The organism is Sphingobacterium sp. DR205 (assembly GCF_011064245.1).
GTDB lineage: Bacteria > Bacteroidota > Bacteroidia > Sphingobacteriales > Sphingobacteriaceae > Sphingobacterium > Sphingobacterium athyrii.
In genome coordinates this window covers 676,100-689,399 of sequence record NZ_CP049333.1, presented here as the reverse complement: position 1 = coordinate 689,399, position 13,300 = coordinate 676,100, and the positions used below count along the sequence as shown (strand labels likewise).

Below are 13,300 nucleotides of genomic sequence, written 5' to 3'. Positions count from 1 at the left end.
AAATTAGTTTTGTTCAACGTTTAATTTGCTATCAACTACCAACGTAACGTGATTTGAACGTTTACGAACTCTGTATCCGCGACCTTGAGGAGCCGGACGCAATCTTTTCAATTGACGACCACCACCTACTGATACTTCTTTTACAATAAGTTCGCTTTCTTCCACTGATTTACCTTCGTTTTTGGCTTCCCAGTTTTTGATTGCAGATAATAATAATTTTTCTACACGAGCAGCAGCTTCTTTACTAGAGTGTTTCAAAATGTATAATGCATTTTCAACACGCTGGCCACGAATTAAGTCTACCACTAAACGCATCTTACGAGGCGAAGTAGGGCAGTTCAATAATTTGGCATCCGAAGCTCCACCTTGTTGAGCTTTCTCTTGCTCTTTGCGTTGTCTAATTAAGACAGACTTTTTAAGTTTTTTTGTTGCTTCCATTACCTATTATTTTTTCTTTTCTGCGTGGCCTCTGAATGTACGCGTAGGCGCGAATTCACCAAGCTTGTGACCTACCATATTTTCTGTTACATAAACAGGGATAAATTTATTCCCGTTGTGCACTGCGAAGGTATGGCCAACAAAATCAGGTGAAATCATTGATCTACGAGACCATGTTTTGATAACTGACTTTTTGTTAGTTTCATTCATAGAAAGAACTTTTCTTTCTAAGTTGTGATCGATATAAGGACCTTTTTTAATTGAACGAGCCATTATTTTTTCCTTCTCTCAATGATGTAACGATTCGATGTTTTCTTCTTGTAACGTGTTTTGAAGCCTTTAGCTAATACACCTGTACGTGAGCGTGGGTGACCTCCTGAAGTACGGCCTTCACCACCACCCATTGGGTGATCTACTGGGTTCATCGCAACACCACGAACTCTTGGACGACGACCTAACCAACGTTTGCGACCTGCTTTACCTAACACTTGGTTAGATCTCTCATGGTTCGATACCGAACCAATTGTAGCAACACAAGTCAATAAGATCATACGTGTTTCGCCTGAAGGCAATTTGATGATGGCATATTTACCATCACGAGCAGACAATTGAGCATAAGTACCAGCCGAACGAGCAATTGAACCACCTTGACCAGGATTTAATTCAATGTTGTGGATGATAGAACCCAATGGAATGTTTGCTAATGGTAATGTATTACCAACTTCTGGGGCAACTTTATCACCTGCAACTACAGTTTGACCAACTTGTAAACCAGCTGGAGCAATGATGTAGCGTTTTTCACCATCAGCGTAGTGCAACAAGGCAATACGAGCAGTACGGTTTGGATCGTACTCAATAGTAGCTACTTTTGCAGGGATATCTTTTTTATCGCGTTTGAAATCAATTAATCGGTATACTTTTTTATGTCCCCCACCGAGATAACGCATAGTCATTTTACCGGAGTTATTACGACCACCTGATTTCTTGTTGATTTTTACTACTAACGATTTTTCAGGAACGTTTGTAGTAATATCAGAATAATCTGCGCCTATTCTGAAACGAGTACCAGGGGTTACCGGTTTGAATCTTTTAACTGCCATCTTAAATTATATAGTACTGTAAAAGTCAATAGTTTCGCCATCTTTAATAGTAATGATAGCTTTTTTATACTTAGGAGCTCTACCAGATACGAAACCTGCTTTTGTGTAACGGCTTTTTGCTTTACCTGCTACAACTGCAGTGTTTACAGCAAGAACTGTAACACCGAACATAGCTTCAACAGCTGATTTAATCTGGATTTTGTTTGCTCTGTGATCTACTTTGAAAGCGTAACGGTTTAATTTTTCCGTTAAGATAGAAGCTTTCTCAGTCAAGATAGGTTTTTTGATAATTTCCATATTACTTAGCTAATGCTTCCTCCAAAGTTTTAACAGCATCTGTTGTTAACAATAATTTTGTTGCATTTAATACATCGTATGTATTTAAATCAGAAGCAACAATAACTTTTGCTTTTTTCAAATTTCTGCTTGATTTATAAACAATTTCATCGTAAGCTGGCAATACCAACAATGTTTTCTCATCAGCTACGTTCAACGCATTTATTAAAGCAACATAATTTTTAGTTTTGATCGCATCGAATTTTACTTCATCCAATACCACAATATTATTATCTTTTGCTTTGTAAGACAACGCTGATTTACGTGCTACTTGTTTCAATTTTTTGTTCAATTTGAACGAGTAGTCACGAGGTTGAGGACCGAATACACGACCACCACCATTAAACAATGGAGATTTGATAGAACCCGCACGAGCACCACCAGTACCTTTTTGTTTGTGTAATTTACGAGTTGAACCCGCGATTTCATTACGTTGTTTAGATTTGTGAGTTCCTTGGCGTTGGTTCGCTAAGTATTGTTTCACATCCAAATAGATCGCATGATCGTTAGGCTCTAACCCAAATACCGACTCAGGAAGTTGCACCTTGGCACCTGTTTCTTTACCTGATAAATTTAAAACTTTAACTTCCATCTCTACTATTTGTCTACGATTACATAAGAACCTTTAGCTCCTGGAATGGAACCACTAACAACGATAAGGTTTTGCTCAGCGTAAACTTTCAACACCTGTAAGTTTTGAACTTTAACTCTGTCACCACCTGTACGACCAGCCATGCGCATACCTTTAAATACGCGTGAAGGCCATGATGAAGCACCTAATGAACCTGGAGCACGTAGTCTGTTGTGCTGACCGTGAGTCGCACCACCTACACCACCAAATCCATGACGTTTCATTACACCTTGGAAACCTTTACCTTTTGAAGTACCGACTACATCTACGAATTCGCCTTCCTCGAAAAGTGTAACGTCAACTACGTCACCAAGTTGTTTTGCATCTGGGAAAGTTTTAAACTCTACCAACTTACGCTTAGGCGTTGTGTTTGCTTTCGCAAAGTGCCCTTTCAAAGGAGCTGTCGTGTTTTTCTCCTTAGCTTCATCGAAACCAAGTTGAATTGCCGAGTAGCCGTCCTTTTCTTCCGTACGTATCTGCGTAACCACGCACGGCCCAGCCTGAATCACTGTACAAGGAATATTCTTTCCTTCAGCGTTAAACAGGCTTGTCATTCCTACTTTTTTTCCAATAATACCTGACATGTTGTAAATTAATTAATTAAAAGTCCTTCGAAGCAGTAGGGCTTCGCTCAAGACACACTATTCCCATTAAGGGACTGCAAAGTTACAAACATTTTTATAACTGTCAAATAATTAGTGAATTATTTTTTTTATTTTCTAATTTCCTCCCTACTCCGATTTTATTCACCCGATCAGACAACTCACAACACTCCGCACAATTCATTCACCAAAAAAATAAAAAAACAAGATTTCATTTACTCTACTGCCATACGGCTGTCATTTATCCGGCTAATTTTGAACTGTCTTAATAACGGAAGACAATTCATCCAGATTAAAATTTAAACACTTAAAATACGATAATCATGAAAACAGAAATCATTTCCAAGAACGAACTGCTTGCACATTGGTTAGGCCACAGAAATTTAACAAGACAAACGATCGAAAAATTTCCGGAAGAAGCACTTTTCAATTATAAAGTAGAAGGCATGCGGACATTTGCCGAAATGATCCAGGAGCTTCTGGGCATCGCTGTCCCCGGACTGCAGGAAATTGTCAATAATAAAAGCGGGGAGCTTAATGAGAAGTTTAACTATACGACCAAAGCTCAACTGTTACAGGCCTGGGATGAGGCTACTCCACAGATCAGTGCATTATTCGACAAGATTCCAACAGAACGTTTCTCCGAAGAATTTAACCTGTTCGGACAATACAATTCGCCGATCATCCACAGTATATTCTATTTCATCGATAATGAGATTCACCACCGTGGTCAAGGATTTGTCTATTTACGCTTGTTGGGTATCCAACCTCCATTTTTCTGGGAGCGGGATTAACTTGTTAGATGAGAGATATTAGATTTGAGATGGTAGATTCTAGTATTACTAGCCGAAGACGCTCTATATAATATTGGAGACCTGCCACATTATTATCACTGACATCTTAAAATCTATATCATATAAAGATACTTGTTCGGGTTCAATTCAGATACCGGACAAGTATTCTTTTTAGTAATCTCTCGACGGGGAACCTCAAGCTCCCCTAACTTCAGATTAAACCTGTTCGAGTGCTGCCGCCAGCAATTGCTTTACAGTTCCTTTTAGCGATTCCGGCTCTATAATCTTTCCTTTATCGGCAAACATCATGTACCAGCGTGCAAATCCACTCTCAACATGGATACTTTCAAAGTGCATTTCAACATAACTGTCAGTAACCACTTCCTTTTGAAATCCAAAGTAATGGCGATCCCATTCCATATACCTCGCCATCTCTCTGTTCACCTGCACTACCACTTTGGTTGTTGGCGTCTCGTGCCGTTTATTCAGAAAAAAAGAAAGTTCGGGGTGTTCTTTTCCAAAACTATCAGCGAGCTTCCGGATATTGCTGATCCGGTCCAGGCGAAATTGCCGGTAGTCATTGCGGAGTTTACAAAAAGCAAGGACATACCAAAACTTACTTTCCACAAAAATACCCACTGCTTCAATCTCCCGTTTTTCCGGTGTCTTGTCTGACGGTTTGGAATAATAAATTTCCACACATTTTTTTTCCGCTATACTTTCTATAAGTGTATTTGTGCCATGGGTCAATTTCTCATTAAACTGATGGCGGCCGCCTCGAACGAGAAAATTGTCCCCCAACAAAGCAACATGTTCCTTTTCGTTCCCTCTCAAAATAGCCTTCATCTTGAGCATAGCTGTCGTAAAATGGTGGGCGAGATTCCTGTCTGTATACTTCTCAACCAATTTTTCAGCAGCGACAAAACTCAGGGCCTCCTCGCGGCTAAATTGCAGGGGCGGCATTTTATATCCTTCGACCAAGGAATAGCCATTTCCTGCTTCGCCATAAATAGGTATTCCTGCCTGCATGAGGGAGCGGATATCGCGATAGATCGTCCGCAGGCTTACTTCGTATTTTTCTGCCAGCGCAGCGGCAGTCACCACAGGTTTTGCCTGCAGGTGCATATAAATAGCAAGGATACGGTCAAATCTTTTCTGAATGTCGGTCATAGGGATAAAGATACGAGTAATTCATTTTTTTCCGACGTAGAAAAAGACTTTCAAAAGCACATGATGCTTAATACTTTTTCAATTCATCACCCATATCCCTAGCAAATTCCTTTACATTGACCACGAACCCAGCTTTTGAATCGACAGAAAACACATTAATTAAATAATTATTTTGTTCGATCAAGTTGATCACATCCTCCTCAAATTCATCTAAAGTAATTTCTTTGGGCGAATAATCTGACCATTCTTTGACTGCTGACAATAATGCGTATTCTGGGAATGGCCAAATAGAAAAAAAGAAATACCCCTCCACCTCGGAAAGTGCATATTCGTTACTCCGGTTAATTAAAGTATACATACGTTCGGTATCAGCTACTCTTTTCAGAAAGTATTTATATCTATCAAATGGAGCCAATTTAACCACTGATGCGACTTCCTTCTCTGTCAACATGATATTCATCTCATCAAAATGCTATATCCAAGCTAAGAAAATACTATTCATTTTAAATGCCATTTACCTTTTCCCTTCTTTCAATTGCTTGACCTCGGCAGCGAGATCTAATACGGCTTTACTAAGCTCCGCTATGGATTGTGTTTTGATTCGATCTTCTTCGATAAACTTTTCCAAAAGAGTTATTAATTTATCAGAACCATCATTATGAATAGTAGGATAATTATATTGCTGATTGCTGGAACTGGTATCTTGATTATTCTGTATATTATAAATGATATTATCATCCTTAAAAGACTTCACGAAATCTGGAGTGACACCCAATGCTGTCGCCAGTTCCTCTAGAAGTGGTTCGTCCAAAGCGACCATATTTTCGAAGTCCGATATACGCTGTTGTGAATACCTGTTGCGACAGAGCTGCCCAAAGGCTTCCTGTTTGATTCCCTGTATCTCGCGGATACGCTTGATATTATGACCGATATGCATGCTGTCAGTTTTTTCCTTAAAAGTAGTATTCATAAGTCATGAAAATTATCATCTGGTTTTTTACCGGTAAATCGGTGAAAAACCACCACAAAAAATAATATTGAATGAAATATCTTTGGTCTTAAAGTTACGAATTATTGTAACCAAAGGCAATAGCTGATGTTCTTTGACGTATGGATATTGATTGAAATAAACTAAAAATAGAAATATAACGAGGCTGCTTGTGAAGCCGTAGGGTGAGGACAATTGGTCACTCGCCAAATACTCTTTTATTTTTTTAAAATAACACAACGCGCTTTTCGGACTTGTATGCACAATAGCGAACTTCTTGTCAGATTGTATAGTGATACTATAATTACTATCAATGATCGTCATGATGATAATGCTGTGGTAAATGAAATCTTAATTATAGTATACATAACTAAGGCGTCAGAAACTGTCTTAAAGAAATTAGTAACGAGGCTCGAATTGGAACTATCCGAAGTTTACACAATCTCACTCATCTTTTCCAATTTGAATACAAATTGGAAGTGAACACAATAAAACCGCTAATTTTCCAATGACAATTTTGAGACATACACAACGCGTCCGCTTACCGTTTTAACAGATTGTAGCAAACGCATTTGCTTGCGCTATCATTCTTGGAGCCAAAAGGGCTAGCACTTATTGAAAATAAAAGTTACCATGACCTTATACAAATCTTAAATCTATACACGGTTGAGCGGCTTCACGTAGTAAAATATCGATTTACAAATACACAATTGAGTTCGCTTTCTATCAAGTTCTTTAAATATATACAAAGGGCTACTGTTTGTCCGAAAGCGAGATATGAATACACAATGCTGGTTTCTTAGCGGTTTGACATCCCTACTTCCTTGTACCCCGATCGATCAGAGAAAATTAAATTATATTGAGGCTGCTTGTGAAGCCGTGGGGTGAGGGCAATGAGCCACTCATCAAATACTTTTTAGTTATTGTAACAGAGCGATAGATTGCACATAATGAAGATTATAGGCACACGTAGCAACGTGGTCAACTTACACAACTAGGCTCTCCCCGTGTGCCAAATTTTGAAGGTTAAGAAAGATAGTGCTCTAGTAATTGAACTGGCCTTTAAGCATACACAATATGGGCTTGCTCTTGTTTGCATATTATAAAGCATAAACAATGGCGCTCACTCGCTAAGATGCAATAAAAATCGTACATAATGGTGGTCTTGTGTAATGAGATGAAAAAAACACAAAGAAGGGGCAAGTTCACTAACCGAATACTTTTATTCAACAGGCGGTAAGGTTAGTCTATCTTCAAGTATATACAACGGTGAATCTTATGTCAGACACATACAATGCCGTTTCCCTTAAAACTGAGAACGGTATTTCCAATATTGAAAGTGTTCACAAAGGAAGCTATGCTCTTTCAAAAAAACTAAAATCAAACAAAACATAGAGGCTGCTTGTGAGGCCGTAGGGTGAGGACAATTGGTCACTCACTGAATACTATTTATGCAAAAGTACGGTAAGGCTTGCTATCTGTATAAACAAAGGGTTCCCTTCTTATGTTGAGAAATACTTTTACCAATCTCTGCCTGCAATAGCCCAATGTTACCTTTTCTAAGCATTACGATATACACAATCTAGTACTTTCTGTCAAACAGATATACCTATTTAACAGAGGAAATACACAATCTGGTACCATTTGGCGGAAAAAGTACTGTAAAAAAAAATAAACTATACACAATTGTCGCCAATATTATATCCATACTTCAAGAGATCCGTTCAGCAGCCATACAAATCTACAGGATCCCGGTTCCCAAAAATCCGCTAAGACCGCTGGGATCCCTGTAGACCATTAACCAAGATAAATGCAATCCTATATTGCGCAAACTGAATATGGATTATGAAAAAAACTTTACAAAAACAGCAAGCTGAAAAGTACGTATCGCTTTTGAGACAGGGCAACGAACGGGGCTTGGATTTTTTTTACAAACGATTTTATGGCTATCTTTTCAGGAGGGCTTATCGTGCCACTGGGGATGAATGCATTGCCGAGAGCATCGCACAAGAAGCCCTGCTCAGACTCTGGCTGTACCGTGAGCAGATCCTGCATATTGAAGATATCCTCGATTTTCTCAAAAGGCAGATTCGGTCTGCCATAGATGCTTTTTACAGTAAAACACGGAACCGCTTTCACCGGAGCCTACTCCGGCTCGACGGTATCGAAGATTATCAGGAATTCCTGCTGGGCTATGACATAGAAGAGGAAGAAGAAATTGACCCGGTCTATCTGGAAAAACTGGAAGAAGAAAAACAGCAGCGACTGGAGCAGCTTAATAAACTATTACCTAACCTCGGCCAGCAGCAACAGCTCTTTATAAGACTCTGCCTGAAATATAGCTTTAATTATGAACGTATAGCTTATTATCTGGGCGGCATATCCGATTATGAAGTCAGTATGCAGGTCGAAAAAACAATAGAAACCCTGCGTACTATATTTGGCAGTTCACAGAAAATGGAACTAGCCAGCGGATCTTCCAAGATTGTATTACAGGGTGAATTCAATGACCAGCAGACAGAAATATTCCATATGCGCTATGAGCTGCAACTGTCCTTTGAGCAGATCGCCGACGCCCTGCAACTGGACTCGACCTCGGTAAAACGGCTTTTTGTACAGGCGCATAGCAAGATCAGATCAACACAAAAAACAGCATAAAAAAGCGAAACATGGAAAAGGAAACTATTATTTTGACACGAAAGATCCAACTTCACCTGGATTGCGACGACAAAGAGCAACGCTCCGAATACTTTAAAAAATTGTTCGAATGGCAGGATATTGTATACCGTGGTTCGAATATGGTATTGACCCATCAGTACATTCAGGAGCAGATCAAGGACCTGATCTATCTGCGGGATGACATCAAGGTGAAACTGGCCGACTTCAAAAAGGATCCCGATGGCATTTTCACATCCTCAAAGATGAATACCACCTACCGGATACTGAACCTTTATTTCAAGGGTAAACTGCCTTCCAACATTATATCAGCCATGAACATGACACTAAATCGGGTGTTTAGTGCTGATCGTACGGCTTATTGGAGAGGAGAGAAATCATTGCGCAACTATAAAAAGGATATGCCTATCCCCTTTTCGGGAGATCAGGTAAAACTGAGCAATGACGAGAAAGGCCGTGATTTTAAACTTTCACTCTTTAAGATTCCATTCCGAACTTACCTTGGCAAAGACCGATCGGATAAAAGAGTTCTTCTACAGAGAGCCTTAGTCGGCCAGATCAAGATCTGTACGAGTTCGATCAAGATCATAAAAGGTAAGATCTTTTTACTACTGGCACTGGAGCTGCCGAAAAAGCAGCACGCATTGAAAGAACACGTCATTGCAGAAGCGTCCCTGTCTGTAGAACACCCGATCACGGTCAATATTGACAAGGACAACTATCAGATCGGCAACAAGGAGGAGTTTCTATACCGGCGGATGGCTATTCAGGCTGCCCGTCACCGCATACAAAAGGCTGCGGCCTATAACAGTGGTGGGCGCGGACGCAAGAAAAAACTAAAAAGCCTAGATCATTTCAATGAAAAGGAGAAGCGTTATGTGGATAGCCGGCTTCACCTTTATAGCCGTCGTCTGATAGATATCTGTGTAAAATCTGGAGCTGGAACACTACTATTAGTCAATCAAACGAGTAAAGAAGAATTCGCTAAAGAAGATGAATTTCTGCTCCGCAACTGGAGTTACTACGGACTGATTGAAAAAATTAGATATAAAGCGAATATGGCAGGGATCAATATTATCGTTGAATAGCAGCTACCTGACGGCAGAGCTGGTTGATGCAGATAAATAGCTTTGCCGTTTTTTCCTTTAGTCCTTTTGAATTCCATTTTCTATTCCTGTTTACACTGTCCTTTAAAAAGAAAATAATCTTTGAACAGCATTAAGTTGCTTATACCGAAATACTTTTGTATCTTAACGATACTAACCAATTTTTCGAAAAAGTATGCTGATCAACAAGAGCATAAACCTTAAATATCCGTACCATTTAGCACAACGCCATACTGCTCCCAAAGGACTGTACTTTAATTTTCTGACGGCGGAGGATCCTATTCTTTGTACTAAAGATCAGTATATCGCCAGTAAAAAAATAGGTAGCCATACTTTTTTGGAAATAGCCGGAACTTTTGAAGAAGACTGGAATTTTAATATCTGCAATAGCCAGACTGCGCTCTGGCTGGCTTTCCAATTTCATGGTTCTTCTTCCATAAAAGGCTTTAATCAATCCACTCTAGTCCATCAGCAATACTTGGGCTACTTTAATACGGATCAAGAAATCAGCTATCAGATAAAAGCCGGTAAAGTCGCCATGATCCTGATCGGAGTTGAAATAGAAGATTCCAGCTCCTTAGCTCTGGAATGGAATACGCTGCAACTGGACAGGCTACAGGTAACACAGGTATTAGCCACGGAAAAGATTGGCTACCGCATCAGAAAAGTGCTCGACCTTATCCAACAGACCAAATCCTCGGCCTATTCATTAAGCGTCAGACTACAATTTTATACAAGCAATATCATTGAGCTTTATCATAGGGATCTGACCGAACAGCGCAAATCAGCTCAACAAGAGGACATCTCGCTCCTCCATCGGGCAAAGGCCTATATCTATGCACATTATATGGATGAGGGAATCAACATTCAGTGTATTGCAGCCGCCCTGCTTACAAGCGAGCGAACATTATACCGAGTATTTAAAGATAACGGATTAACCGTAAATTCGGCCATTCAGGCCATACGGATCTATAAAGGCCGGGAAATGCTCCGAACCTCCAACGATTCCGTTGATATGATCGCTTTCAGATTACAGTTTTCGACGGCCAAATATTTTATTAAAACTTATATCCATTATTTCGGACACACACCTGTCGTAGAACGGAAGCTCCACAATGCAAAATATAACTTTGACGATGAAGATTAGCGCTTTCCCCTAAGGGGGACAAACTCTTCCCTTAAGGGATTTCAAAAAATTCCTAGGGGATTTTACTTTCCTCTCAGGGGGATAAACTTTTCCTTTAAGAGATTGCAAAAAATTCCTAGGGGAATTTGATTTCCTCTCAGGGGGATAAACTTTTCCCTTAAGGGATTTCAAAAAATTCCTAGGGGATTTTACTTTCCTCTCAGGGGGATAAACTTTTCCTTTAAGAGATTGCAAAAAATTCCTAGGGGAATTTGATTTCCTCTCAGGGGGATAAACTTTTCCCTTAAGGGATTCCAAAAAATTCCTAGGGGAATTTGATTTCCTCTCAGGGGGATAAACTTTTCCCTTAAGGGATTTCAAAAAATTCCTAGGGGAATTTGATTTCCTCTCAGGGGGACAAACTTTTCCCTTAAGGGATTGCAAAAAATTCCTAGGGGAATTTACTTTCCCCTCAGGGGGACAAACTTTTCCCTTAAGTTCAGGCTAGCCAACCAGACCATCTAAAATCAACCTCTACGCCATCCAAACTCAGTTTACAAGAAAATATTTATTCCAAATCAATAATTATTAGGGGTAAAATTCCGCCAAAAAGAATTTTCAGCTTTTTGCATTTTGGCGGAATTTTACCCCCTCCACGTCCTCCCCACTGTCGTATGTTTGTATCGTTGCTAGCACAATAATTTATTTTAAACTTTTAACATTTAAAAATTATGAGTCAATTAACAATTAACGAAAAAGATCAAACAGATGTACAACTGATGCAGACCGCAGAGCAGATTGCGACCAAGATGGCCAACGAAGCAGTCCTGTTTCCCACACCGATTCCGGCACTGACTGTACTCAATGCGGCACTTACCGCCTTCCGTAATTCGGCTACAGAAGCTGCCTATAGGGATACCAGGGCAATTATGATCCGTAAACAAAAGAGAGAGGAACTGGTCTACGTCCTTAAAGAGCTCGGCAAATATGTGGATACCATCGCAGGCAACGACGACACGATTGTACTGGCGGCGGGATTCAATATCCGAAAAACAAATACTTCTTATAATGGCTTTGTACCTAAAGCGCAACGCCTCATTGCTGAACCCGATCAGGTAGGCAGCGGCCGTGTCAATCTGAAAACAAACGCATGGGCCGGGGCGAGAATGTATGAGTACCAGTACAGGCTCAAGGGAAGCAATGAGGCATGGTCGTCCCAACTAAGCTCAAAGAGTACCTGCGTGATTGATGGCTTGGAAACGTTCAAAGAGTATGAGTTCAGGGTCACCTATATCGGCATTGATCCGAAACCAAATTACAGTGATGCGATAAGCAGTTTTGTACTGTAGTCGCTAGACCTTACATCGCCGGCTTCCTCCGGCCTGACACGCTAAAGACTCGAGGAAGCCGCATTTTCCTGAACAACTATGAACTTCCCTTAGCGGAGGTATAAATCAACAGATATGAGCGTATAGACTACGCTAACAAAAAAAACAGATTTGGAAAAAACACCGCCATTTTCTATCTTGATGCGGGAAGGACTAAAAAAAGACCGGTCAAAACAGTTAAAATGGCGGTAATTCCAGATATCCATACCACTACAATTATGAAAGAAATCGTCAGAGAACACCAGCTAAGGCCAATTGTCCTCCGCTTTGACCTTGATAAGCCCCGGTCAGATTTTGAAAAAAAAGGCCTTGATGCCCACTACCTCATGCACGACCTCACCTGGGATATGCTTCAAACACTCAAAGAGCAATATCGGATTCTGGAAGAGATTGATTATGAAGTAGCCGAACTTGAATATCTATTGCTGCCCATTGAGCAGGACCTAGATATACTGGAAGTCATGCTTAAGATCAAAGCGCCTTCCGTCCTCCCTTTCGACGAACATGATGACGGCGCCGAAATCAACATCAATATCGGAGAGTTCTTTAAGGGGGCAATCTACCACAACCAGCGGATACAGGATCTCCACGATGAGGTTTCCGAAGCATACCGATGGTTTAATGCCCATTTTGAGATGATCTATGAAAAAGAAAGCTGGATCGACGAACAGCTCTGGGACGATATCCAACAGATCTATAGCAATTATCTAGAGGCACAGGTCGATATTGTTTCCCTGGACCGTGACCAGGAGGAATTTAAAGAGGCTTTGTCCCAAGTCATCGAACTGCAGGATAGGTACAACGACTACGGACAGGTTCTATTTGCCTCCTTCAACGCGCTTCAGGCCAGATCAGAAGAATGTTACAGAAGGACCGAGATTGTCAACAAAGGACTGGATGAACTGAATAAAAATCTGAAATAGGCTTCTTATTGAGCATAATATT

15 protein-coding genes are annotated in these 13,300 nt (G+C 40.3%); 6 read left to right on the top strand and 9 right to left on the bottom strand.

What is annotated here, in order from left to right:
- Nucleotides 1-3: 3 nt before the first annotated feature.
- Genes rplV through rplC form a run of 6 tightly spaced genes read right to left on the bottom strand, consistent with a single transcriptional unit; the run spans nucleotide 4 to nucleotide 3,089 of the window.
- Nucleotides 4-438 (bottom strand): 50S ribosomal protein L22, encoded by a 435-nt coding sequence (gene rplV / locus G6053_RS02810; RefSeq protein WP_077438121.1) that lies wholly within the window; start codon nucleotides 436-438, stop codon nucleotides 4-6.
- 6 nt (nucleotides 439-444) lie between these two features.
- Nucleotides 445-711, bottom strand: a complete 267-nt coding sequence (gene rpsS, locus G6053_RS02805) for a 30S ribosomal protein S19 (protein WP_002997495.1) — start codon at nucleotides 709-711, stop codon at nucleotides 445-447.
- Nucleotides 711-1,538: a 50S ribosomal protein L2 gene (rplB, locus tag G6053_RS02800; RefSeq protein WP_108636202.1), complete on the bottom strand. Its 828-nt coding sequence runs from the start codon at nucleotides 1,536-1,538 to the stop codon at nucleotides 711-713. Before rplB ends, rpsS begins: the two co-directional genes overlap by 1 nt.
- Nucleotides 1,539-1,544: 6 nt before the next feature.
- A complete protein-coding gene (gene rplW, locus G6053_RS02795; RefSeq protein ID WP_077438123.1) occupies nucleotides 1,545-1,835 on the bottom strand; it encodes a 50S ribosomal protein L23 in 291 nt (96 codons plus the stop codon).
- Between the two features lies 1 nt (nucleotide 1,836).
- Nucleotides 1,837-2,466, bottom strand: coding sequence for a 50S ribosomal protein L4 (rplD, locus tag G6053_RS02790; protein WP_108636203.1), 630 nt, complete (start codon nucleotides 2,464-2,466; stop codon nucleotides 1,837-1,839).
- A gap of 5 nt (nucleotides 2,467-2,471) precedes the next feature.
- Nucleotides 2,472-3,089, bottom strand: a complete 618-nt coding sequence (rplC, locus tag G6053_RS02785) for a 50S ribosomal protein L3 (RefSeq protein WP_077438124.1) — start codon at nucleotides 3,087-3,089, stop codon at nucleotides 2,472-2,474.
- A gap of 341 nt (nucleotides 3,090-3,430) precedes the next feature.
- On the opposite strand from rplC, the gene G6053_RS02780 reads away from it, so the two are divergent.
- Nucleotides 3,431-3,901 carry a DinB family protein gene (locus G6053_RS02780; protein WP_108636204.1) on the top strand — a complete coding sequence of 157 codons (471 nt, stop codon included), beginning with the start codon at nucleotides 3,431-3,433 and terminating at the stop codon, nucleotides 3,899-3,901.
- 216 nt (nucleotides 3,902-4,117) lie between these two features.
- Here G6053_RS02780 and G6053_RS02775 read toward each other — a convergent pair whose 3' ends face one another.
- From G6053_RS02775 to G6053_RS02765, 3 genes are all read right to left on the bottom strand, one after another.
- A complete protein-coding gene (locus G6053_RS02775; protein ID WP_165305499.1) occupies nucleotides 4,118-5,071 on the bottom strand; it encodes a YafY family protein in 954 nt (317 codons plus the stop codon).
- A gap of 67 nt (nucleotides 5,072-5,138) precedes the next feature.
- Entirely contained in the window at nucleotides 5,139-5,531 is a 393-nt protein-coding gene (locus G6053_RS02770) for a DUF2750 domain-containing protein (protein WP_165305498.1), read from the bottom strand.
- A gap of 54 nt (nucleotides 5,532-5,585) precedes the next feature.
- Nucleotides 5,586-6,041: a helix-turn-helix transcriptional regulator gene (locus G6053_RS02765; RefSeq protein ID WP_165305497.1), complete on the bottom strand. Its 456-nt coding sequence runs from the start codon at nucleotides 6,039-6,041 to the stop codon at nucleotides 5,586-5,588.
- Nucleotides 6,042-7,904: 1,863 nt separating this feature from the next.
- Between G6053_RS02765 and G6053_RS02760 the strand changes: the two genes are divergently transcribed.
- From G6053_RS02760 to G6053_RS02740, 5 genes are all read left to right on the top strand, one after another.
- Complete coding sequence (locus G6053_RS02760) at nucleotides 7,905-8,717, top strand: sigma-70 family RNA polymerase sigma factor (protein WP_165305496.1); 813 nt, start codon at nucleotides 7,905-7,907, stop codon at nucleotides 8,715-8,717.
- 11 nt (nucleotides 8,718-8,728) lie between these two features.
- Nucleotides 8,729-9,823 (top strand): hypothetical protein, encoded by a 1,095-nt coding sequence (locus G6053_RS02755; protein ID WP_165305495.1) that lies wholly within the window; start codon nucleotides 8,729-8,731, stop codon nucleotides 9,821-9,823.
- Nucleotides 9,824-10,016: 193 nt separating this feature from the next.
- Nucleotides 10,017-10,988, top strand: coding sequence for an AraC family transcriptional regulator (locus G6053_RS02750; RefSeq protein WP_165305494.1), 972 nt, complete (start codon nucleotides 10,017-10,019; stop codon nucleotides 10,986-10,988).
- A 710-nt stretch (nucleotides 10,989-11,698) separates the two neighbouring features.
- Nucleotides 11,699-12,316 carry a fibronectin type III domain-containing protein gene (locus G6053_RS02745; protein WP_165305493.1) on the top strand — a complete coding sequence of 206 codons (618 nt, stop codon included), beginning with the start codon at nucleotides 11,699-11,701 and terminating at the stop codon, nucleotides 12,314-12,316.
- Between the two features lie 221 nt (nucleotides 12,317-12,537).
- On the top strand, nucleotides 12,538-13,278 hold the full coding sequence (locus tag G6053_RS02740; protein ID WP_165305492.1) for a hypothetical protein: 741 nt from the start codon (nucleotides 12,538-12,540) through the stop codon (nucleotides 13,276-13,278).
- The last annotated feature ends 22 nt before the right edge of the window (nucleotides 13,279-13,300 follow it).

What these genes read in the sequence shown, in the direction of transcription:
- G6053_RS02770 (WP_165305498.1), bottom strand. Translation starts at nt 5,531, where the DNA reads ATGAATATCATGTTGACAGAGAAGGAAGTCGCATCAGTGGTTAAATTG.
- G6053_RS02755 (WP_165305495.1), top strand. Translation starts at nt 8,729, where the DNA reads ATGGAAAAGGAAACTATTATTTTGACACGAAAGATCCAACTTCACCTG.
- rplB (WP_108636202.1), bottom strand. Translation starts at nt 1,538, where the DNA reads ATGGCAGTTAAAAGATTCAAACCGGTAACCCCTGGTACTCGTTTCAGA.
- rpsS (WP_002997495.1), bottom strand. Translation starts at nt 711, where the DNA reads ATGGCTCGTTCAATTAAAAAAGGTCCTTATATCGATCACAACTTAGAA.
- G6053_RS02760 (WP_165305496.1), top strand. Translation starts at nt 7,905, where the DNA reads ATGAAAAAAACTTTACAAAAACAGCAAGCTGAAAAGTACGTATCGCTT.
- G6053_RS02775 (WP_165305499.1), bottom strand. Translation starts at nt 5,071, where the DNA reads ATGACCGACATTCAGAAAAGATTTGACCGTATCCTTGCTATTTATATG.
- G6053_RS02765 (WP_165305497.1), bottom strand. Translation starts at nt 6,041, where the DNA reads ATGAATACTACTTTTAAGGAAAAAACTGACAGCATGCATATCGGTCAT.
- rplD (WP_108636203.1), bottom strand. Translation starts at nt 2,466, where the DNA reads ATGGAAGTTAAAGTTTTAAATTTATCAGGTAAAGAAACAGGTGCCAAG.
- G6053_RS02740 (WP_165305492.1), top strand. Translation starts at nt 12,538, where the DNA reads ATGGCGGTAATTCCAGATATCCATACCACTACAATTATGAAAGAAATC.
- G6053_RS02780 (WP_108636204.1), top strand. Translation starts at nt 3,431, where the DNA reads ATGAAAACAGAAATCATTTCCAAGAACGAACTGCTTGCACATTGGTTA.
- G6053_RS02750 (WP_165305494.1), top strand. Translation starts at nt 10,017, where the DNA reads ATGCTGATCAACAAGAGCATAAACCTTAAATATCCGTACCATTTAGCA.
- rplW (WP_077438123.1), bottom strand. Translation starts at nt 1,835, where the DNA reads ATGGAAATTATCAAAAAACCTATCTTGACTGAGAAAGCTTCTATCTTA.
- G6053_RS02745 (WP_165305493.1), top strand. Translation starts at nt 11,699, where the DNA reads ATGAGTCAATTAACAATTAACGAAAAAGATCAAACAGATGTACAACTG.
- rplC (WP_077438124.1), bottom strand. Translation starts at nt 3,089, where the DNA reads ATGTCAGGTATTATTGGAAAAAAAGTAGGAATGACAAGCCTGTTTAAC.
- rplV (WP_077438121.1), bottom strand. Translation starts at nt 438, where the DNA reads ATGGAAGCAACAAAAAAACTTAAAAAGTCTGTCTTAATTAGACAACGC.